20 protein-coding genes and 1 pseudogene are annotated in these 21,027 nt (G+C 72.9%); 15 read left to right on the top strand and 6 right to left on the bottom strand.

Annotated features, from left to right (window positions below):
* The first annotated feature begins 10 nt into the window (after positions 1 to 10).
* The 8 genes from ACWDS7_RS25835 to ACWDS7_RS25800 all read left to right on the top strand — a co-directional run bounded on the left by ACWDS7_RS25835 (position 11) and on the right by ACWDS7_RS25800 (position 9,548).
* Complete coding sequence (locus tag ACWDS7_RS25835) at positions 11 to 766, top strand: TetR/AcrR family transcriptional regulator (RefSeq protein WP_451931371.1); 756 nt, start codon at positions 11 to 13, stop codon at positions 764 to 766.
* Positions 767 to 1,221: 455 nt separating this feature from the next.
* Positions 1,222 to 1,560, top strand: a complete 339-nt coding sequence (locus ACWDS7_RS25830; protein ID WP_306858767.1) for an ArsR/SmtB family transcription factor — start codon at positions 1,222 to 1,224, stop codon at positions 1,558 to 1,560.
* Positions 1,557 to 1,775 carry a hypothetical protein gene (locus tag ACWDS7_RS25825; RefSeq protein ID WP_306858769.1) on the top strand — a complete coding sequence of 73 codons (219 nt, stop codon included), beginning with the start codon at positions 1,557 to 1,559 and terminating at the stop codon, positions 1,773 to 1,775. The genes ACWDS7_RS25830 and ACWDS7_RS25825 overlap by 4 nt, the downstream gene beginning before the upstream one ends.
* 287 nt (positions 1,776 to 2,062) lie before the next feature.
* Complete coding sequence (locus tag ACWDS7_RS25820; protein ID WP_451931370.1) at positions 2,063 to 4,306, top strand: MMPL family transporter; 2,244 nt, start codon at positions 2,063 to 2,065, stop codon at positions 4,304 to 4,306.
* A 40-nt stretch (positions 4,307 to 4,346) separates the two neighbouring features.
* Entirely contained in the window at positions 4,347 to 6,134 is a 1,788-nt protein-coding gene (locus ACWDS7_RS25815; RefSeq protein WP_451931369.1) for a substrate-binding and VWA domain-containing protein, read from the top strand.
* 74 nt (positions 6,135 to 6,208) lie between these two features.
* Positions 6,209 to 8,026, top strand: coding sequence for an extracellular solute-binding protein (locus ACWDS7_RS25810; RefSeq protein ID WP_451931368.1), 1,818 nt, complete (start codon positions 6,209 to 6,211; stop codon positions 8,024 to 8,026).
* A complete protein-coding gene (locus ACWDS7_RS25805; protein WP_451931367.1) occupies positions 8,026 to 8,757 on the top strand; it encodes a hypothetical protein in 732 nt (243 codons plus the stop codon). The genes ACWDS7_RS25810 and ACWDS7_RS25805 overlap by 1 nt, the downstream gene beginning before the upstream one ends.
* A gap of 26 nt (positions 8,758 to 8,783) precedes the next feature.
* On the top strand, positions 8,784 to 9,548 hold the full coding sequence (locus ACWDS7_RS25800; RefSeq protein ID WP_451931366.1) for a PspA/IM30 family protein: 765 nt from the start codon (positions 8,784 to 8,786) through the stop codon (positions 9,546 to 9,548).
* Between the two features lie 145 nt (positions 9,549 to 9,693).
* Here the strand turns inward: ACWDS7_RS25800 and ACWDS7_RS25795 are convergent, their stop codons facing one another.
* The 3 genes from ACWDS7_RS25795 to ACWDS7_RS25785 all read right to left on the bottom strand — a co-directional run bounded on the left by ACWDS7_RS25795 (position 9,694) and on the right by ACWDS7_RS25785 (position 11,424).
* Positions 9,694 to 10,605 carry a tetratricopeptide repeat protein gene (locus tag ACWDS7_RS25795; RefSeq protein WP_451931365.1) on the bottom strand — a complete coding sequence of 304 codons (912 nt, stop codon included), beginning with the start codon at positions 10,603 to 10,605 and terminating at the stop codon, positions 9,694 to 9,696.
* 28 nt (positions 10,606 to 10,633) lie between these two features.
* Complete coding sequence (locus ACWDS7_RS25790; protein ID WP_306858783.1) at positions 10,634 to 10,765, bottom strand: hypothetical protein; 132 nt, start codon at positions 10,763 to 10,765, stop codon at positions 10,634 to 10,636.
* 134 nt (positions 10,766 to 10,899) lie between these two features.
* Positions 10,900 to 11,424: a cysteine dioxygenase gene (locus ACWDS7_RS25785; protein ID WP_451931364.1), complete on the bottom strand. Its 525-nt coding sequence runs from the start codon at positions 11,422 to 11,424 to the stop codon at positions 10,900 to 10,902.
* Positions 11,425 to 11,498: 74 nt separating this feature from the next.
* On the opposite strand from ACWDS7_RS25785, the gene ACWDS7_RS25780 reads away from it, so the two are divergent.
* The 6 genes from ACWDS7_RS25780 (at position 11,499) to ACWDS7_RS25755 (ending at position 18,814) form a co-directional block, all read left to right on the top strand.
* The gene (locus tag ACWDS7_RS25780) at positions 11,499 to 12,365 is read left to right on the top strand and encodes a LysR family transcriptional regulator (protein WP_306858786.1); all 867 of its coding nucleotides are present in this window, start codon (positions 11,499 to 11,501) and stop codon (positions 12,363 to 12,365) included.
* Between the two features lie 196 nt (positions 12,366 to 12,561).
* The gene (locus ACWDS7_RS25775; RefSeq protein WP_451931363.1) at positions 12,562 to 13,353 is read left to right on the top strand and encodes an ABC transporter ATP-binding protein; all 792 of its coding nucleotides are present in this window, start codon (positions 12,562 to 12,564) and stop codon (positions 13,351 to 13,353) included.
* A 14-nt stretch (positions 13,354 to 13,367) separates the two neighbouring features.
* Positions 13,368 to 14,858 (top strand): DUF6297 family protein, encoded by a 1,491-nt coding sequence (locus tag ACWDS7_RS25770; RefSeq protein ID WP_451931362.1) that lies wholly within the window; start codon positions 13,368 to 13,370, stop codon positions 14,856 to 14,858.
* A 57-nt stretch (positions 14,859 to 14,915) separates the two neighbouring features.
* The gene (locus ACWDS7_RS25765; protein WP_306858792.1) at positions 14,916 to 15,560 is read left to right on the top strand and encodes a LysE family translocator; all 645 of its coding nucleotides are present in this window, start codon (positions 14,916 to 14,918) and stop codon (positions 15,558 to 15,560) included.
* A gap of 462 nt (positions 15,561 to 16,022) precedes the next feature.
* Positions 16,023 to 17,267: a LuxE/PaaK family acyltransferase gene (locus ACWDS7_RS25760; protein ID WP_451931361.1), complete on the top strand. Its 1,245-nt coding sequence runs from the start codon at positions 16,023 to 16,025 to the stop codon at positions 17,265 to 17,267.
* On the top strand, positions 17,267 to 18,814 hold the full coding sequence (locus ACWDS7_RS25755; protein ID WP_451931360.1) for an acyl-CoA reductase: 1,548 nt from the start codon (positions 17,267 to 17,269) through the stop codon (positions 18,812 to 18,814). The genes ACWDS7_RS25760 and ACWDS7_RS25755 overlap by 1 nt, the downstream gene beginning before the upstream one ends.
* On the opposite strand, the gene ACWDS7_RS25750 is transcribed toward ACWDS7_RS25755, so the two are convergent.
* The 3 genes and pseudogenes from ACWDS7_RS25750 to ACWDS7_RS25740 all read right to left on the bottom strand — a co-directional run.
* Positions 18,804 to 19,730 carry an alpha/beta fold hydrolase gene (locus tag ACWDS7_RS25750; RefSeq protein WP_451931359.1) on the bottom strand — a complete coding sequence of 309 codons (927 nt, stop codon included), beginning with the start codon at positions 19,728 to 19,730 and terminating at the stop codon, positions 18,804 to 18,806. The genes ACWDS7_RS25755 and ACWDS7_RS25750 overlap by 11 nt on opposite strands.
* The gene (locus ACWDS7_RS25745) at positions 19,727 to 20,254 is read right to left on the bottom strand and encodes a hypothetical protein (RefSeq protein ID WP_451931376.1); all 528 of its coding nucleotides are present in this window, start codon (positions 20,252 to 20,254) and stop codon (positions 19,727 to 19,729) included. The genes ACWDS7_RS25750 and ACWDS7_RS25745 overlap by 4 nt, the downstream gene beginning before the upstream one ends.
* 165 nt (positions 20,255 to 20,419) lie before the next feature.
* Positions 20,420 to 20,647 (bottom strand): annotated as a pseudogene (locus ACWDS7_RS25740) (Rieske 2Fe-2S domain-containing protein); the annotation flags it as partial.
* 135 nt (positions 20,648 to 20,782) lie between these two features.
* On the opposite strand from ACWDS7_RS25740, the gene ACWDS7_RS25735 reads away from it, so the two are divergent.
* Positions 20,783 to 21,027: hypothetical protein (locus ACWDS7_RS25735; RefSeq protein WP_451931358.1), on the top strand; the 245-nt coding region annotated here is incomplete at its 3' end.

Genomic DNA, 21,027 nt, shown 5'->3' with positions numbered 1-21,027 from the left:
GGTTACCCCCATGACACAGCAGCGGGCCGGGGCCGGGAGCGTGGACACGGGCGCGGAGCGGGACCGGCGAGAGCCCGGGGCGGGCGCGGTCACGGGCGCGGAGCGGGACCGGCGAGAGCCTGACCCGGACACCGGCGCGGGCGCGGAGCGGGACCGGCGAGGGCCCGGGGCGGGCGCGGCCGCGAGGAAGGGAGACGGCCGCCGGGCCGAGACGAGGCTCAGGCTGTTCACGGCGGCCGTGGAGGTGATCGCCGAGCAGGGCTACACCGCCGCCACGGTGGACGCGATCGCCGAACGGGCCGGTGTCGCCAAGGGCACCGTGTTCTACAACTTCGGCAGCAAGGAGGCGCTCTTCGCCGCGCTGCTCGAACACGGGATCCAGCGGCTGGCCGACGCGCTGGGCGAGGCGGACACCGGACAGGCCGCGCTCGACACCCTCGACTCGGTGGTCATGGCGCAGCTGCGGTTCTTCGAGGAGTACGGCGCGTTCGCCCGGGTGCTGCTCGCCGAGATGTGGCGCACCGCCTGGCAGGACGCGGTGGCCAGGCTGCGCGAGCAGGCGCTGGGGGTCTACGCGGCGGCGCTGCGCCGGGCGGTGGCCGAGGGCGTGGTCCGGGAGGACCTGGATGTGGAGACCGCGGCGACGGCCGTGTTCGGCATGGTGCTGACCGTCTCGATCGAGCGCCGGGCGCTCCACCCCGACCGCCCGATCGAGCAGCTCCACGCCACGCTCGTCGATCTCCTCCACAGACGGGTGTCCGGCTAGAGGGGTGTCCGGCTAGGGGACCGGCGCCGATCCGCTGCGCGGCGCCTGCGGCGGCCCGAGAGTCCGGGCCGACGCCAGTCCGGGCCGACGCCAGTCCGGGCCGGCGTCAGCCGAGAGCTGCGAGACTCCCCGGCCGCTGGTGGAGGGCTCGGCGGCTACGACGATTCTCACCCCTGCCCTTGACGGCGTCGTAGGCCCGCGCCATGCGATCCCGCCTTCACAGACGTCCGCTCACCCCGCAGGCCAGCGGCTACCAGGAGGTGTCCTGGCCGCGTCTCCTGCGATCCTCGGAGACCCCGGAGACGCCGGAGACGCCGGAGGCACCTGGAGCACCGCCGTCCCGGCACGTCGTGCCCCACCGCATCGGCCACCGCCCGTCAGGCGGTGGCCGATGTGGTTTGACGATGAGGATTCCACCTGTCAGTCTTATATTACAGGTGGAAGGTCGATACGCTGTGGATGGGATTCTGACCAGTGAGAAGCTGCTGGCGCTGCTCGCCGCCATCGGCCACCCACTCCGACTACGGATCATCGCCGAGCTGTCCGGCGGCCGGGTGCATGTCAGCGAGCTGGCCCGGCGGCTCGGCATATCCCGGCCGCTGCTCTACATGCATCTTGAGCGGATGGAGAAGGCCGGCCTGGTCGCCGGCGATCTGGAGCTGTCGGCGGACGGCAAGGCGATGAAGTATTTCGAGCTGGTGCCGTTCGACGTGCGCCTGACAGCGGACACGGTCCTCGGCGCGCTGCGAGCGGACGGACAGGAAGGCCCCGACGTGCAGGAGACCCGGAGATGAAAGAAGTCGTCCTCCCCCTCGGGATCATCCTGATCCTCACCGTCGGCGCCGTGGTGGGCTTCATCGCCTGCTTCCGGCTTCACCGGGCGGCGATGTCGGAATATCGGGAGGTCACCGAGCTGACGGCGCGGAACCAGGAGCAGCTCAACACCCGGCTCGCCGAGTTGACGGCACGGGTCTCCGCTGTGGAGCAGATCCTGCGGAGCGTCGGATGAGTCTTCGCGTCCCATGACGCCACCACACCGCCTCAGGCGGTGACAGGCCCGGGGCGGCGAGCGGCAACTCGCCACCCCGGGAAACGAAAGTCGCGCGACCACGCCGCAATCGGCGTGCCTTCGAACGCACGACCTCCAAAGAAAGGAGAGCAGCTCATGCTGCTCCAATGCAAATCCCTCCATGGGCGGATCGGACCCGCGGGGGTGAGGACGCCGTCGTCCCACGGCCGGACCCGGCATGAGCACGGCTCCCCCATCCGGGCATACGGGTTCGGCGGTGTGACCCGATGAGCGCGCGGACCGGAAGGCGGCCACTGACCATACGGGTGGCGAGCTGGAGCGCCGCCCATCCGTGGCGGGCGATCATCGGATGGTTCCTGTTCGTCGTCCTGTGCCTGGGGGTCGGCTCGGCGATCGGCACCGACAAGGCCACCAGCGAGGACTACCGGGTCGGCGAGGCCGGCCGCGCCGAGGCCGTCGCGGCCGAGGGGGACCTGCAACGCAGGCCGACGGAGCAGATCCTGATCTCGGTCAGGTCCGGCCCGCAGGACCCCGCCGCGGTCAACGCCGCCGCACGGGACATCACCGTCCGGATGAAGAAGCTGCCCGAGGTCGAGGACGTCGCCGCCCCGATCCGCTCGAAGAACGGCAGGACCCTCATGGTCGAGGTGACCATGAGAGGGGCGGAGCTGGACGGCAGCACGAAGGTCGACCCGCTGCTCGCACAGACCGCCGCCGTGCAGAGGGGGTATCCGAACCTCCTCGTGGAGGAGACCGGCGGCCCCTCCATCAGCAAGGGCCTCAACAAGCAGCGCGGTGACGACCTCGCGCTCTCCGAGGCGATCACGCTGCCGGTCACGCTGATCACCTTGCTGGTCGTCTTCGGTTCGGTGGTCATGGCCGGTGTGCCGCTGCTGCTGGCGTTGTCCTCGATCGCCGCGGCCATGGGGCTGTCGATGGTGGTCTCGCACATCGTTCCGGACGCCGGTGTCGGCAACAACGTCATCCTGCTGATCGGCATGGCGGTCGGCGTCGACTACACGCTCTTCTACCTCAAGCGCGAGCGGGAGGAACGGACCCGCTCGGACGGCAGGCTCGGCTCGGCGGCCCTGGTGGAACTGGCCGCGGCGACCTCCGGCCGGACGGTCGTGGTCTCCGGTCTCGCGGTGATCGTCTCCAGCGCCACCCTGTACCTGGCCTCGGACGTCATCTTCTCCTCGCTGGCCACCGGCACCATCGTCGTCGTGCTGGTCGCCGTGCTCAGCTCGATGACCGTGCTGCCCGCCCTGCTGGTCACGATCGGCCGCAGGACCGAACGCCGTGCGGCCCGCCGGACCGCCCGGGCGGCGGAACGGGGCGAGCCGCGCCGACCGAAGAAGGAGAGGGCCGAGATCGGCCGGGTGTGGAGCGCCCTGCTGCGGCCCGCGAGCAAGCATCCGGCGATCACGCTGTGCGTGTCGGTGCTCGTCATGATCTGCCTGGCGCTCCCCGTGCTGGGCATGCAACTGAGGGTGCTGAACAAGGACAGCCATCCGCGCGACGTCCCGGCGATACAGGTCTACGACCGGCTGACCGGGGCGTTCCCGGAGCTGCGGGTCCAGCACAGCGTCGTCGTCCGCGCCGACCCCGCCCACGCCGAAGAGGTGGCCGAGGCGCTGAAGGACCTCGGCCGGCGCGCCCAGGCGGACCCGCTGTTCGCCGAGAACGTGCGGCCGAGGCTGCGGACTTCGGCCGACAGCCGGATCAGCGCGCTCGATCTGGCCGTCCCGTTCCGGATGAGCTCCGACGAGGCGATGAAGTCGCTGACGCACATCCGGGAGGACTACCTGCCCGCCACGGTCGGCAAGATCCCCGGTGTCGAGGCACACGTCACCGGGGACGTCGCCCGTGACGCGGACTACCTCGCCAATCAGAACGAGAAACTACCGCTGGTCCTGACGGCCCTGCTGCTGCTGACCTTCGTCATGACGGTGGTCGTGTTCCGCTCGGTCGTCATCGGACTGATCGGGATCCTGCTCAACCTGCTGTCCGCCACGGCCTCGTTCGGCCTGCTGGTCATGGCCTTCCAGAGCAGTCTGGGGGAGAGTCTGTTCGGCGCCGACGCCACCGGCGCGATCGGATCCCGGGTGCCGCTGTTCCTCTTCGTGATCCTCTTCGGGCTGTCGATGGACTACCAGATGTTCATGGTCAGCCGGATCAAGGAGGCGGCGCTGCGCGGCGTGCCCACCCGCGAGGCGGTGCTGGACGGCATCGGCCGCTCGGCCGGCGTGGTGACCAGCGCCGCGGTCGTGATGGTGACCGTGTTCGCCAGCTTCGTCTTCCTCCACCTCGCCGAGATGAAGCAGATCGGTTTCAGCCTCGCGGCGGCCGTGCTGCTGGACGCCTTCGTCATCCGGGTCATGATCCTGCCGTCGGCCATGACGCTGCTCGGCCGGGCGAACTGGTGGCCGTCACGCACGATGCGGCGCGCGCAGTCCGCGCGACAGGAAGGCCCGGCCCTCGTCCCCGCCGTGGCCAGGGGAAACGGGTAACCCCTTGTCCAGGTAAATCGGTTCTTCCTACGATCATGCGGTGGCGTACTCCCCCGCACGACCCCGCCGGCGGATTCTGCCCTACCTCCTCGCTGTGGTGCTGGCCATCGGGCTGATCGCCGGGCTGCGCTGGTTCTTCGGCCGGGAGGACCCGGGGAGCGAGCCGAGCGCCTGCTCGGGCGAGTCGGTGAAGATCCGGGTGGCGTCCTCCCAGGACAAGATCTGGATCCTGCGGGAGGTCGCGAAGGACTACAGCGGCAGGACCGTGGCCGGGCGCTGCGCCGAGGTCGTCATCGACGAGGCCAACTCTGGCGCCGCGATGCGGGCGCTGGCCAGGGGGTGGGAGGAGCGGACCGACGGCAGCCGGCCCGATGTCTGGGCCCCCGCCGCCTCCGCGTGGGTGACGCTGCTGCGCCAGCAGGCCTCGGGCGCCGACGGCACCGTGCCGGTCCCCGAGGGCAGGCCGGTGCCGATCGTGACCGCGCCGCTGGTCTTCGCGATGCCCAAGCCGATGGCCGAGGCCCTGGGCTGGCCGGGCAAGGCCATCGGCTGGGCGGAGCTCGCCGAGCTGGCGTCCGACCCCAAGGGCTGGGCGAAGTACGGTCACCCCGAGTGGGGCCAGTTCAAGCTCGGCAAGACCAACCCCAACTACTCGACCAGCGGCCTGAACGCCACCATCGGCGCCTACTTCGCCGCCACCGGCACCACCTCCGACCTGACCGCCGGTGACATCTCCGACGCCAGGACCCGCGACTTCGTCAAGGGCGTCGAGCAGTCGATCGTGCACTACGGCGACATCTCGATGACGTTCCTGGGCAACCTGCTCCGCGCCGACGACCGGGGCGAGTCCATGGCCTACATCTCCGCGATCACCATCGAGGAGAACTCCGTCACCGACTACAACCGGGGCAACCCCTCGGGCAACCCGGCCACGCTGGGCAAGCACGCCCCGCCGCGCACCCCGCTGGTGGCCGTCAACCCCAAGGAGGGGACGCTCTTCTCCGACCACCCCTACGTCCCGCTGACCTGGATGGACCCGGCCAAGAAAGCCGTCGCCGACGACTTCCTGAACTACCTGCACAGCGCCCCGGTGCAGGCGGAGTTCCAGTCGTACGGCTACCGCGGCCACGACGGCAAGCTCGGTCCCCGGGCCACCAAGGACAACGGCGTCATCCCCGACGCCGCCGTCACCACCCTCAACCTGCCCACCCCGACCGTCCTGGACAAGGTCCTGCGGAGCTGGTCGGAGCTGCGCAAACGGGCCAACGTGCTGATCGTGGTGGACAAGTCAGGCTCGATGGAGGAGGAGGCGCCGGGCACCGGCGAGAGCCGCCTGGAGCTGGCCAAGAAGGCCGCGATCAACGCGCTGCCGCAGTTCCGGGGGGACGACAAGGTCGGGCTGTGGGCCTTCTCCACCAAGCAGGACGGCGACAGGGACTACCGGGAGCTGGTCCCGGTCGACACGGTGTCGAAGATCGGCCCGGCGCTCGCCGACCGGCTCCGCGAGCTGACCGCCGGGGGCGGGACCGGGCTCTACGACACCACGCTCGCGGCCGTCGAGCGGATGCGCGGGGCCAGGGACAGCGGGGCGATCAACGCGGTGGTCTTCCTCACCGACGGCAAGAACGAGAAGAACGGCGGCATCGACCTGGACAACCTGCTGGGGAAGCTCAGCCCCGACGTGCGCCTGTTCACCATCGGCTACGGCGAGGGCGCCGACCAGGGCGTGCTCAAGCAGATCGCCGAGGCCACCGACGGAGCCGCCTACGACTCCTCCCGGGCCGACACCATCGACCAGGTCTTCACCAGTGTGATCTCCAACTTCTGAACGGCCACCCGCCGCTGCGAACTCTGGCGGGGGGTTGTTCGTCGGACAAGTACTGACACCACCGGGAGGCCGGGTTGTATCAACAGCCGCAGCGACCGCGGAGAAACTTCGCCCCGTTCGTCATCGCGATCATTCTTGCCGGTGCGCTGATCGTCGGGCTGCGGCTGTACGTCGGCGGCGGCGGGCCGGCCCGGCAGGAGGGGGACGGCCCGTCCAGACGCTGCGGCGACGGCGGGGTCACCCTCACCGTGGCCGCGTCGTCGGAGAAGGCCGAGCTGCTGCGGGAGATCGCGGCCGGCTACAACGGCCGGAAGGTCGGCGAGCGCTGCGCCGACGTCGTCGTCGAGACCAAGGCCAGCGGCGGCGCGATGCAGGCGCTGGCCCGCGGCTGGGACGAGCGCCAGGACGGCCCCCGGCCCGACGTCTGGTCCCCGGCGAGCAGCGGCTGGGTCACCCTGCTCCAGCAGCGCGCCGCCGGCAACGACACCGGCGCCCTGGTCACCGCGGACAACCCGTCGATCGCCAAGACACCGCTGGTCATCGCGATGCCCAAGCCGATGGCCGAGGCACTGGGCTGGCCGGGCAAGAAGCTCGGCTGGTCCGACCTGCTCGACCTGTCGGCCGGTTCCTGGGCCAAGTACGGCCATCCGGAGTGGGGCCGCTTCCGCCTGGGGAAGACCAACCCCAGCTTCTCCACCAGCGGCCTGAACGCCACCGTCGGCGCCTACTTCGCGGCCACCGGCCTGTCGGGCGACCTGTCGGAGAAGAACGTCGCCGACGCCAAGGCCCGGACCTTCGTCCGGGACGTGGAGCGCTCGATCGTGCACTACGGTGACACGACGCTGACGTTCCTGTCGAACCTGCAGCGGGCCGACGACGCCGGGGCGGGCCTGAGCTACATCTCCGCCGTGGCCGTGGAGGAGAAGTCGGTCTGGGACTACAACCAGGGCAACCCCACGGGCGACCCCGAGACGCTGGGCAAGCACGGCAGGCCCAGGGTGCCGCTGGTGGCGATCTACCCCAAGGAGGGCACCCTCTACTCCGACAACCCCTACGCCGTGCTGACCGCGCCGTGGGTGGACGACGTCAAGCGCCGGGTGGCCGCCGACTTCCTAGCCTACCTGCAGGCCCCGGAGCAGCAGGGACGGTTCGCCGAGTCCGCCTTCCGGTCGTACGAGGGGAAGGCGGGCAAGCTGATCACCGAGGCGAACGGCCTGCTGGCCGCCGAACCGGAGACGACGCTCAGCCCGCCCGCCCCGAACGTGCTGGACAAGGTGCTCTCCAGCTGGGCCGACCTGCGCAAGCCCGCGAACGTGCTCATGGTGATCGACGTCTCCGGCTCGATGGGCGCCACCGTGCCGGGCACCGGCAAGAGCAAGCTGGAGCTGGCCAAGCAGGCGGCGATCAACGCCCTGCCCCAGTTCGGCCCGCACGACAAGGTCGGGCTGTGGATGTTCTCCACCAGGCGGGACGGGGCCAAGGACCATCTGGAGCTGGCCCCGCTGGCCACGGTGGACGCCGCCCAGCGCAAGAACCTGCGGGCCCGGCTCGGCGGCCTGACCCCCGACGGCGGGACCGGCCTCTACGACACCGCGCTCGCCGCCTACGGGCACGTGCGCGACCGGCACAGCGGCGACGCGATCAACGCGGTGGTCTTCCTGACCGACGGCAAGAACGAGGACGTCGAGAGCATCTCGCTGAAGAACCTGCTGCCCGGCCTGCGCGCCGAGTCGGCCGAGGATTCGGTGCGGATGTTCACGATCGCCTACGGCCAGGACGCCGACCTCGGCGTGCTGAGAACGATCTCCGAGGCGACCGACGCGGCCGCGTACGACTCTCGCGAGCCCGGAAGTATCGACCAGGTGTTCACCGCGGTGGTATCCAACTTCTGATGTCCCGTCTCATCGACGAACTACGCGATCCGTGGGGCCTGCTGCTCGGCGCCACCGCCAGCGGCGCCGCGTGGGCCGTCAGCGTGCACCCGGCCGCCGCCGGGGCCGTCGGGGTCGCCGTCTGGCTGGCCAAGGCGGCCACCGCCGCCCTCCAGGGCCGCGGCGGCCGCGCCGCGCCGGCCGTCACCGCCGGCAGCCAGGAGGCCTACTGGCTGGGCCGGGCCGGCTCGGCCGCGCACGGCTTCGGCGAGCTGAGCGCCTCCATGGGGAACGGCCCGCTGGCCGAGCGGATCGCGCTGATGCGGCCCCAGGTCGACGACTCCACGGCCACGCTGGAACGCCTGGCCGAGCAGGCCTCGCTCACCGGGACCGCACTCGCCAGGTTCGACCTCGACCGGCTCCGGCAGGAGCACGCGCGGCTCACCCGTGCCCGGAAGGGGGCCAAGCAGGGGCTGGTCCACGACATCGACCGCGCGCTCGCCTCGCTGGCCGCCCAGCGGGCCGTGGTCGATCGGCTCTCCGAGACCCGTGCCCAGGTGCTCGCCCGGATGGAGTCGAGCACGATCAGCATCGAGGGGCTCCTGGCCCGGGTGGTGGAGCTGTCGGCGATGTCGGCGGCCGGAGCCCTGGAGCCGGCCCGGGTGCTCGACGAACTCGCCGACAGCCTCGAAGGGGTCCGCCAGGGCCTGCACGAAACCGAACAGATCACCCGCGACGCACTGGATCGCTGAGCCGCCGGATCTCTAAGGAGCCCCCCATGTTCAAGGTCATCCGCCGGGCCTGGCGCTATCTGGTCTTCGCCGTGTCCGGCCGGCTGGACGAGCTGACCGACCCCCGGGTCCAGATCGAGCAGGCGATCCAGGAGGCCAAGGAGCAGCACCAGCGGCTGACCCAGCAGGCGGCCGCGGTCATCGGCAACGAGCGCGAGCTGGAGATGAGGCTCGCCCGCTCGCTGGAGGAGACCGAGAAGCTCCAGGCCAACGCCCGCCAGGCCGTCCTGCTGGCCGAGCGGGAGAGGGCCGCGGGCGACGAGCGCAAGGCGCTGTCCTACGAGGACTCGGCCCGCGCCTTCGCCTCCCGGCTGGTGGCGGCCGAGACCGCGCTCCGGGACGCGCAGCTCATGCACGGACGCGCCGGACAGGCCTCGGCCCAGGCCCGCGCGGCGGTCGAGAACAACGCCATGGCTCTGCAGAAGAAGATCGCCGAGCGGATGCGCCTGCTCTCCCAGCTCGACCAGGCCAAGATGCAGGAGCAGCTCAACAGGGCCATGGGCGACCTGTCCGGCCTCGCCCCCGCCGGGGACACCCCGACCATGGACCAGGTCCGCGAGAAGATCGAGAAGCGCTACGCCCGCGCCCTCGGCGAGGCCGAGCTGACCTCCAACTCCGTCGAAGCCCGGATGATCGAGGTCGAACGCGCCGCCCTCGACGTCGAGGGCGCCGCCCGCCTGGAGGCCATCAAGGAGAGCCTCGGCCTGGACAGGAAGCCCGAGGTCGAAGGCCGACCCGGGGCCGAAGGCTGACCCGGGGCCGAAGGCACCGCACCGGGTCCGCCCGGAGGGCCCCGGACGCCGGCCCGTCCCCGCGGGCCCTGCGGCCCCTCAACCGGACCCGGCCTCGCCCGGCCGGTGCGCGGGGTCCCGGGCGCCGGCCCGTCCCCGCGGCCCCTCAGTCGGATCTCGTCCGCACGGACGCGGACAGGCGCTCCACCTCCGGGTGACCGGGGCCGAGGACACGACGTTTGACGCGCAGGGCCTCCCGGTAGCGGCGCCCCGCCTCCTCCGGACGGCCCTGGAGGTCGTCCAGGTGCGCCAGGTTCACCTGGCACACCGCCACCTCGTAGTGGTCGGCTCCCAGCCGCTCGCGGAAGATGTCGACGGCCCAATGGAACGCTTCCTCCGCCTCGGCGCGCCTGCCCTGTCCCGTCAGGACCGCGCCGAGCACGGCCAGGTCCGCCGCGACGTGCTCGTGGCGGGGGCCGAGCGCTCCCTGCCGGATCTCGATCGCGGCCCGCGCGTGGCGCTCTCCGGCGGGGCCGTCGTCGCCCCGGGCGTGCGCGAGCCCCGCCAGGTTGTGCAGGGCGTCGGCGCGCGCCAGGTCGTCGGCTCCCGGCCGCTCCAGGCGGCTCAGCGCTCCCCGGTAGCACTCCTCGGCCTCGCCGTACCGGCCGGTCTCCTTGCACAGCACGCCCAGGGCCAGCCGTACGGCCGCGCCCCGCTCGTGGTCGGCCCCGTCCACCAGTTCGAACGCCTGGCGCAGGTGCTCCTCGGCCGTGGCGTACCGGGCCCATCTGCGCTCGACGTCGCCCATCCGGATCAGCGCGTCGGCGAGCGGTCCGTCGCGCCCGGGGCCGGGGGGCGCCGCGGCCAGCGACTCCACCGCCCGCCGGGCGCACTCATGCGCCTCCGTGTGGCGCGTGAGCCCGTGCCAGAGCGACGCCAGATCCACCAGGATCGTCGCGTGCCCGGCGAGATCCGTGCTGTCCGCCGCCTCGGTCGCCCGCCGCGCCCACCGCTCGCCCTCGGCGTACCACCCGCGCCTGCGGCAGTAGACACCCCGTACGAGGCACCGCCGGATCATCCTGATCCGGCGGCGCCGGACGGACCGGTCAATCACCGTCGACGGACGGCTCGCAGTGGTTGGCGATGCGGATCGCCTCCGCGGTGCCGGACAGCAGCACCGAGAAGGCGGGCACGGCCAGGGCGATGGCCAGCGCGTACAGGCGTGTGATCTTCCGCATGACTCGCTCCTTTTCCGGAGGGACCGGGACGTCCTCATCGTGACGCCGGGAGCTTGTCGGTCACTTGGAGGTGGCTGGCGCGCCGGTCTCCGGAGAGCCGTCGAGGCACAGCGTCCCCGGAGAGCCGGCCAGGCTCAGCGGACGGGCAGATCGTAGATCCGGCGGACGCTGCTCGGGGCGGCCCTGAGGTCGGCGCCGTAGATGTGGAGGGAGATCGCCGTGCTGTCGCCGGTGTTGCGGACCTTGTGGATGTCCCCGGGCGGGGCGAAGCCGCTGACCTCCCCCACGTGGTTGGCCGTCCGGCCGATCTCGGTCAGGTGGTCGCCGTCGAGACGGTAGAGCGTCTCGTGTTCGATCCCTTGCAGGACCCCGAACGCGCACCACGCGATGTGGTCGTGGATCACCGTCTCCTGGCCGGGCCGCCAGACCACGGCCAGGATCGAGAAGGCGGCCTCGGTGTGGAGGGTGTGACCGACGTAGTGGTCCGGATCCCCCAGCCGTTCCCGCTCGGTGAGGATCTCGGGAGAGGGCAGCCGGTCGCGCAGCAGGTCGGCCACGGCGAAGGCCGTCGTCCGGGGGGCGGTGGAGCCGTCTGCCAGCTCCCGGACCCCCGCGACCAGTTCCGCCAGGCCGGGACGGGCGAGTGTCATCGTTCCCATGTCTCAAGGGTGCGCCGGACCACTCATAACGTCTAATGCCTATCTTTCCGCTTATTCATAGATAATGTTGATACATGCTCGATGTCGTACGGCTCCGCGTGCTCGCCGCCGTGGCCAGACACGGATCGGTCACCGCCGCGGCCAGGGAACTGCACTACTCCCAGCCCTCGGTCAGCCACCACCTGGCCAAGCTCGAAAGCGAGACGGGGGCCAAGCTGATCCAGCGGGTCGGCCGGGGCATCCGGCTCACCGAGGCGGGCCGCCTGCTGGCGGAGCGGGCCATCGAGATCGTCGGGCGCATCGACTCCGCCTCGGCCGAGCTCTCCGCGCACGTGGGCCTGCGCGCGGGCCGGGCCAGGCTGGCCGCCTTCCCCTCGGCCCTGGGCACGTTCGTGCCGGAGGCCGCCGCCCTGCTCGCCGGGGACCACCCCGGCCTGGAACTGCGCCTGACCGAGACCGAGCCGCCCGAGGCCCTGCGCATGCTCCGCGCGGGCTACGTGGACGTGGCGGTCATCTTCCGCTACGACGACACCGCCCCGGAGGACGACGGCATCCAGCTGGTCCACCTGCTGGACGACCCCAGCTATCTGGTCACCGCCGGCCGGCCCGGCGACCTGGCCTCCCACCGCGACAGCCGCTGGATCGGGGGCTGCGACCGGTGCCGGAGCCATCTGCTCGACCTGTGCGCCAAGGCGGGCTTCGAGCCGGAGATCGCCTTCACCACCGACGACATCGTCGCCGTCCAGGCCCTGGTGGCGGCCGGGATCGGGGTGACGGCGCTGCCGGCCCTCGCGCTGCGGGCGCACCGCCACCCGAAGGTCAACGTGATCGAGCTCCCCGGCTCGACCCGGCACGTCTACGCCGCCACCTACGGCGAGCCTCCCGTCCCCCCGGCGACCACCGCCCTGCTGGCCGCCCTCGTCTCCGCGACCCGTCCGTAACCGGGCTCGTACGCCGGTCCGCCCGTGGGCGGGCCGCCGGCGACCGATCCCCGTCGCGCCTGGGCGCAACCGCCCGCCCATGACCGGCCGGCCCGCCACGGCCGATCCGTCCCCGCGATCCCGCCGCGGCCGGTTCACCCGCTTCCGTCCGCGGTGGGCCCGCGCGGACCCGGAGGGCGCCGAGTACGCTCGAACGGTGTCTCCAACGATCATCACGGTCCGCGACGTCGGGGTGGAACTCGGCGGCAACCCCGTTCTCCGGGCCGTCGGCCTGACGGCCGCGCCCGGCGAGATCGTCGCCGTGATCGGCGCGAACGGCGCGGGGAAGTCGACGCTGCTGCGCTGCCTGGCCGGGCTGCAGCCCCCCGGCTCGGGCGAGCTCGACGTCCTGGGCGGCCCGCCGAGGGACGACTCCGCCTTCTGGCGTGACGTCGTCCTGGTGGGCGACGAGCCCGCCTGGTATCCGGGGCTGACCGCCCGTGAGCACCTGGAGCTGGTGCGCGCCGTCCACATGCCACCCCGGCTGGAGGTCGACGCGGCGCTGAAGCTGTTCGATCTGGAGCGGCGGGCGGACGCCTCACCGCTGACCCTCTCCACCGGCCAGCGGCAGCGGCTCTCGCTGGCGGGCGCCCTGCTCCGGCCGAGCCGGCTGCTCCTGCTCGACGAGCCCGAACGCGGGCTCGACTCCGCCTTCCGGCAGCGTCTGGCGGCGATCCTGGTGGACTACGCGGCCTCCGGCGGCACGGTGGTCATGGCCACCCACGATCTCGGGCTCGCCGGCGCCACCGGTGCCCGCCAGGCCGTACTGACGGACGGGCACCTGGACGACGGGCGCACGACGGCCGGGCGGGCCACGGCCCCGCCCCCGGACAACGGACGCACGGGCGATGAGCGCGCGGCGGACGGGCGCGCAGGGACCGGGCACGGGGGCGAAGGGCGTGCGGCGAGCAGGGGCACAGCGGACGGACGCGCGGCGGGCGGGGCATGAGCGGCGGGCAGGGCATGAGCGGCGTTTCGGCGATCCGCGCGTCCATCCGGTCGCGCCGCCGCACCTCCACGGGCTGGCTGGACCGCTACGCCGCCTTCTTCGGGCTGGCGATGGCGGCCGCCGTACTGGCCCACCCCGTCTCCTCCGCGCTGGCGGCCATGGTCCGGCAGCCCGATCCGTCCCGGATGGGGGCCGGAGTCGCCCTCGTCGCACTGGCCTACACGGCCCTGCTCGCCGTCGCCCGCGTGGTGGGCCCGGTCGCGCTGACCGGCCCCGACGCCGCCTGGCTGCTGCTGTCCCCGCTGGACCGCCGGGAAGTGCTGGGACGGACCGCGAGGCTGCTCCTGCTGGTCGCGGTACCGGTCGGGGCCGCGCTGGGGATGGGCCTGCTCGCCGTCCTGGGCGCGCCGGACCAGCTGGCGGTACGGCTGGCCGCCGCCATGGTCCTGGGGGTGTCGGCGGCGGCCGGCGGGATGGCGCTGACCGTGCTCTCGCAGTCGTCGCAGACCTGGAACTCGTGGCTGAACGTGGCCCTCGTCGCGATCACCGTCCTGGCGGCGGCCGCGGCGCTGTCGGCCTCGGGAGCCGCGCGCCGGTCCCTGCCCGCCGTCGCGGCCGCGCCCGCGACGCTGGGCGCGGTCCTCGCGGGCGCGGCCGCCGTGGCGGCCGCCCTGCTCCTACGGCTGGCCTGGTCGTCCCTGACCCGCATCCCGGCCCGGAGCCTGCTGGCCGCCTCCACCCGCGCCGGTCATGTGGCCGACGCGACAGTCGGCATGGATCCCGGCGCCCTGACCTGGATCGCCGAGGACAACCACTGGCGCGGACGGGCCCTGCGCTCACGGCCGTGGCCGCCGCTACCCGCCCCGCTGGCCCTGGCCTGGCAGGACTGGCGCCGCCTCGGACGGCGCCCGGGACGGCCGGCCGTCCTGCTCGCAGCCGCCGCGCTGCCCCCGGTGGTGGCCCAGGCCACCGGGGGCATCAGCGCGATCACGGCGGGCGCCGTGCTCGCCGGTGCGCTGGCCGCCTCGGTGGCGGGCACCTCGGGCGCACGCCGCGACGCGGACAACCCGGGCCTGGCACGCCTGCTCGGCGTCGACGCCCGTGCCGCCCTCACCGCCCGGGCACTGCTGCCGGCACTGCTGAGCGCCGCCTGGCTCACCCTGGCCCTGACCGGCCTGACCCTGACCGGGATGCTCCCGGGAGGTCCGTGGTGGCTGTTCGGGCCGCTGGCCGCTCCGGCCCTCGCCGCCGCGGGCCTGCGGATGGCGCGGCGGCGTCCGATCGACCACGCGATGCCGGTCATCGAGACGCCCGCCGGGGCGGTGCCCACCGGGCCGATGCTGTGGGGGGTGACCGGCGCGGACCTCGCGGCGCTGGGCTGCCTCCCCCTGGCGCTGGCGCTGACCGGCGGACCGGCCGCGCTCGGCGGTTTCCTGGCCGCCCAGGCACTGGCGGGGGCCGCCGTCCTGTGGTGCTACCTGCTCCGCGCGGCGAAGAGCCCCTGAGAGCACCCCGCGGAAAACCTGAGGCGGTCAGGGACCGGGCCATCCTACGATCCTGATATGCCAGATTTGACGACACTCGCCCTGTTCGCTGCGGCGACGCTCGCCCTGCTCCTCGTGCCGGGGCCCGCGGTGCTCTACATCGTGACCCGCAGCGTCGCCCAGGGCCGTGGCGCGGGCATCGTGTCGGTGCTCGGCATCCACCTCGGCTCCGTGGTCCACGTGGCCGCCGCCGCCCTCGGGGTCAGCGCCCTGCTGGCCGCCTCGGCGACCGCGTTCGCCGTGGTCAAGTATCTGGGCGCGGCCTACCTGATCTGGCTGGGCGTCCGCAAGCTGATGTCCCGCCAGGACGACGCCGAGACCTCCGGGCCGCCGGTCGCCGACCGGTCCCGGATGTTCTGGGAGGGCTTCGTGGTCAACGTGCTCAACCCGAAGACCGCCATCTTCTTCCTGGCCTTCCTGCCGCACTTCACCGACCCCGCCCGGGGGCCGATCGCCCCGCAGATCCTGCTGCTGGGCGCGGTCTGGATCGCGCTCGGCCTGGCCAGTGACGGCGCCTTCGCCCTGCTCGCCTCCGCCATGGCGGGCCGCCTGCGCCGCTCCGCCCGCGCCCGTCGCCGCCTGGACGTCACCAGCGGCGTGGTCTATCTCGGCCTGGGCGCCGTGGCCGCGTTCACCGGCGAGAGCGCCGCCGCCAAGGCGTAGGTCCGGCCCATTCCCTGTCCGCCGGGAGGCCCGGCGGCCCCGGCCGTCATCCGTCCGCGGCCTTCCATGGACGCCGGCGTCCGGGGGACGGGAAATGCAGTCCGTATTTTATGGATATATCAGCATAAATAGTTATTCATGGCATGCGTTCGCCGGCCGCCCGTCGACGCGCCCGGCGGTGAGGGACGCCCACGGGGCCGGAGTCGCCGCGGGGTTGGAGTCATCGGGTTGGAGTCGTCGGGTTGGAGTCGTCGCGGTTGCGAGCGGGTCAGGCCGGCGCCTCCTGCCGCAGGTGGCCCGGCACCGCGGCACCCCAGGACCATTCTGCTCACCCATATCCGGGGTTTATAATACGCAATCAGCCGTTAAATAACGAAATTCAAGATGGCCGACCGGGAATGTCGCACGCATTCTTCGCCCCACGCTCTGTTCAGGCCGCCGAATAGGAGCGACTATCGGACCGTGCCCGGTCCGAATCCACGGCTGACGGCCGTCCCCGATGTGCAGGCCCTGCTCGTCTGCACCAGGCTCTGGTCCACGGGAGCCCCGATCGACGAGGGGGCGGTGGCCCGCCTCAGAGAGGCCGTCCTCGTCGGCAACCACCGTCGCTACGCCGCCGCCATCCCGGCCTACGCCGCGCTGGTCGACGAGTCGCCCGCCGCCCCGGCGGTCACCGTGGCCGACATCCGTGACAGGTTCCTGGTCACCGACGGACTCTTCAAGAGCTACGACCCGGCCTGGCTGGAGGACGCGCCGGCCGAGCTGACCCGCTGGCTGGGGTCGATCTTCACCGAGCGGCTCACCGACCTGGACCTCGCCACCGGCGACATCAACCAGTGGCGCGCGGCCCTGAAGCGGCACGGGGTCTACGTCACCTTCTCCAGCGGCACCGGCGGGCGGCCGTCCCTCGTGCCGAGGGACCGCCCGACCCTCGCCGCCCTCCGCGCCTGTTCCGGCGTGCGGCTGCCCTGGACGCTCCGCGCGGGGACCTACGACTTCCTCCAGCTCGTCGCCCCCGGGCTGGGCCTCGGCATCCAGTCGGGGGCCGCCGGCCTGGCCGCCGGCGCCGTGCGCGTCCACCACCTGCGGGCCGCCCTGTTCGACCTGCGCTCCCTCACGGGCGGCCCCGGCCCGCCGGGCGCCCCCGACCACGACGCGGCGGCCGACTTCCTGGCACGCTCCGAGCGGCCCGTGCTGGTGTTCGGGACGCCCGCGGAAGTCTCCGATCTCATCGATCACCTCGCGTCGGCGGGCCGGCACGTACGGCTGCTCCCGGGCAGTCAGGTGGTCACCGGCGGCGGCTGGAAGGGCCGCACCGCGATCCGGCGGGAGGAGCTGGTCGAGGGGGTCCGCGACCGTCTCGGCGTGCCGCCCGGCCGGTGCGTCGACACCTACTCCACCTCGGAGCTGAACACGGTCTTCCTGACCTGCGTCAACGATCGCTACCACGTCCCTCCGTGCGTCGAGCCGGTCGTCGTGGACGACCTCCTGGTCCCCGTTGACGGCGACGACGTGGTGGGCAGGCTGGCCGTGCTGGACCCGTTCGCCCTCTCCTACCCGGGGTCCGTCGTGACCGGCGACGCCGTACGGCTCCGCCGCGACCCGTGCGGATGCGGCCTGGCGGGACCGACCCTGGCCGCCCCCATCGTGCGGGCCGCCGGGGCCGGAGAGCGCGGATGCGCCACCGTGGAAGGGGGAGCGGGGTGATGTTCGACGCCCGCACGGTGGCCGGGACGCAGGTCGTCCGGCTCCCGGCCGTGGTGCGGGGGGAAGTGGTGATGCCGCCCTGGCCCCGGGTGACCGACGTCGGCCGGGCCGTCGCCGAGCGGGGGTCGCGCCGTGTCCAGGGCCCGACCGCCGACGGCTGCCACCTGATCGGGCGGGCGGTGGTGGACCGCGACACCCTCCAGCTCACCGGTGAGACGCAGGTGCTCGTGCTCCCCGCCCCGGACGCCTCCTCGCTGCCCGAACCGGACCCCGCGGGCGCGCTGCTGGAGCTGGCCCGCACGCCCCTGGCGGAGGTCCTCACCTTCGTGGACGCGATCGGGGCGGCGCTGCGGTCGGGCTCTCCGGAGGCGGCCGAGGCGGGGGCGTTGCTGGCGGCGACCTCGCTGGTCGCCGACCGCGCGCACCGCGCCTTCCTCGCCCAGCTGCCCTCGCTCTTCGACGGCGCCGCCGTCGGCCGCATGATCGAGCGCGATCTCGGGACGGCCGCGCTCGACACCTGGCGGAAGATCGACGAGACGACCGTCTCCGGGGTGACCGCCCGTTTCGCGGACCACATCTGTGAGGTGCCGCCCGCGCTGCGCGCCTTCCCCACCAGGCAGCTCCACCTGACCGCGGGCAACGCCCCCGTGGTGCCGGTGGTCTCCCTGCTGTGGGCGTGGGCGACCAGGGGGGCCTGCGTCGTCAAACCCGCCGCCGAGGCCGCCGCGCTCGTCGTCGCGCTGGGCGCGGCGCTGCGGGACACCGACCCCGCCCACCCGCTGGCCAGGCACACCACTCTCGCCTACTGGCGGGGCGGCGACCAACGGATGGAGGCGACCCTGCTCGCCGACGGAGCCTTCGACCGGCGGGTCGTCTGGGGAGGCGCCGAGACCGTCCGCAGCGTGACGGCCCGCGGCGGGGCCACCGACACCCTGGTCATGGGGCCGCGGTTCTCACTGAGCATGATCGGCGCCGAGCTGCTGCGGGCGGATCCGGAGGCCGCGGCCCGCCGCGCCGCGGTCGACTCGCTGATCGCCAATCAGGCCGCCTGCACCTCCTCGCTGCTGCACGTCGTGGAGTGCGACGCCGCCACGGCCGACGACTACGCGCGCACGCTCGCCCGGGTGCTGGCCGAGTGGGACAGGGCGCTGCCGCACCGGCCCTCGCCGCAGGCCCAGGGAAACCTCACCCGGCTGCGCAGGGGGCTGCTCGGCACCGGGCGCTGGCACGTCAACGGTGACTGGCCCGAGGTGTCGTCGGCGGTCGTGCGCGTCGACGGCGCCTTCGACCTCGCCCACCACCCCGGCTCCCGGCTCGTCCTGGTGCGCGCGGTCGACGACCTGCGCCGGGCGCTCCCGTCGCTGGGGCCGGCCGTATCGACGGTCGGGGTGGCTCCGGAGGGGACCCGGCTCGCCCTGCGGGACGCCATCGCCGCCCGCGGGGTGGACAACGTCGTCCCGCTCGGCGCCGCCGAACACGGATACGCCGGGCGCCCGCACGACGGCATGCGGGTGCTCAACCGGCTGGTCCGGTGGGTCAACGGCTGACTTCCGCCGGAGCGGGGTCCGGCGGTCCGCCGTGCTCCGCCCCGGCGAGGTGCGCGCCGACGATCCGCAGGGCGGCGCGTGGCTCCTCGAGCAGGGCGAGGTGTCCCGTGCCGGGGAGCACCCGCAGGGCGCCGCCGGGGGCCGCCGCCGCGATCGTCTCGGCGCAGGCGCGGTGCGCCGGGAGCTCGCCGTCGCCCACCAGCACCAGGAGGGGGGCGGCCACCGCGGACAGGCGCGCCACCGGCTGCCGCGGCTCCAGGAGAGGGCGGATGCCGGCGCCGGCGAGCTCGTCCCAGGCGTGCCGGCCGATGACGTCGGCGAGCGCGGAGTGCGCCGCGGGGCGTGCCGCGATCCCGCCGAAGATCGGTCGGCACGACATCCAGAGCGCGGCCGTCCGCGCTCTCGAACCGGTGCTCCGGTGGAGCAGGGCGAGATCGAGGTAGTGGCGCTCGACCGCCCGCTCCTGCGGGCCACCGGCGTAGGACGGCGCGGCGAGCGTCCAGGAGGCGAACGCGCGCGGGTGGCGCAGCGCCATCTCCAGGGCGACGACGGTGCCGAAGGACAGCGCGACGACGTGCCGGATCCCCGCCTCCAGCGCGCGGCCCGCCAGCAGGTCGGCCAGCGCGGCGCGGTCCTCCCCGCCGCGCAGCGGCCTCGACCGCCCGTGCCAGGGGAGGTCGACCGCCACGTGCCCGCGGCCCGGCAGGTGCCTCCAGAGCGGTGGCCAGATGGCGGCGCTCATCGTGTAGCCGTGCAGCCACAGCACGCCGCCGCCCCGGCCCGTGTCGTCACCCCGGCCCGTGTCGTCACCCCGGCCGCTCCCGATGACGGCCAGGCCGTCCCAGTCACCGGTGACGGCCGACCCGGGCGGGCCGGTCGGGTCGCCGCCGGCCTGACCGGTCGGGTCGCCGTTCACCGGCCGGCGCCGAACTGCCGGCAGTAGGCCCGGTAGGCGCGCACGAGATCGTCGCCTTCGGTGTATCGGGGGACGACCGAGGTGTCGAGGTGCTCCCAGATCACCACGTCCTGCTCGAAGGCCGTGCGGCTGCCGCTGACGAGCGAGGCCACCTCGCGGACGGTCAAGGGCCCGCCGGCCCTCGTGCTGGGCACCGCGACCGTCACCCGGACCGTCGAGGTCCCGTCGCACGCGGGGGTGGCCGCGGTGATGACGACGTTGGGCTCCTCCGGCGGCCCCAATTCCGTGGCCACCAGGTTGGGGCTGAACACCAGGGCGCGGAACCGCGCCCTGGCCGGGTCTCCCTCCGGCTCGCCCGCCTGCCAGCGGTTGGGGCGCGCCATGTCGAGGTCTCCTTCGACGCGGAGCGGCCCGCCCTCGGCCGGGTGGACGCTCAGCCGGGGACGCCTGTCGAGGCCGTGGACGGGGGCGAAATGGTCGGCGTCGAAGACGTTCTCGATGACGTATTCCGCCGGGACTCTCACCCGTAACGAGAATCCCGACACGATCCGGTGGCTCCGCTGCAGGCCGTCCAGAAATCCTTCGAGCCCGGTGTCGCACGACGGATCGGGCAGGACGAAAAGGCCGCCGGCCCGGACCGTCGAACGGTGACGGCCGACCTGGAAACGGCCTCCCCCGTCGCCCCCTAATTGCACCCTGTGTCCATGGAAAGGGCAAATGATTGCATTTCCATCGACCTTTCCGCCATATCCGAGATGAGCACCTCTATGCGGACATATCGCATCATAAACCCCCACGTCACCGCCCTCCCGGACAGCGATCAGCGGACGGCCCGCGAAGTCGAGAGGTGTGACGCCGTCACCGATGTCGGCACCGAACGCCAGCTGCGTCCACCCTGAGGAGATCGACAATTCCATCCCCTTTCCGTCGATCGGGACCCACGGAGTCTCTCGCCTTAAAAATCAATTGTGCGGATGATTACCGGCCATTGCTTGTCATGCTTCAAAAGCTTATGGTACAGGCACAGCGCCCAATCGAAAGAGGCGATCAGAATGACCGAGAACAATCCGTTCAAAGATCTCTCCGGAGTGCCCGAAAGGTCACCGGACGACCTTCAGCGCGCGGAGAACTTCAAAAAGAAGGAGCAGCTGCGGACCGTCGGCGACCTGGGCCTGGCCGACCCCGGCGAGCTGGAGCAGCTGCCCCAGATCCGCGACCTGACGGTCAACGACCTCAACGACCTCGCCGCCGAGTTCAGCGGCATCCCCACCGGCAACCGCCGCGTCACGTCGCTGAC

The sequence above is a fragment of the Streptosporangium sp. NPDC003464 genome (assembly GCF_053588315.1).
This window is presented reverse-complemented; position numbering and strand designations above follow the sequence as displayed.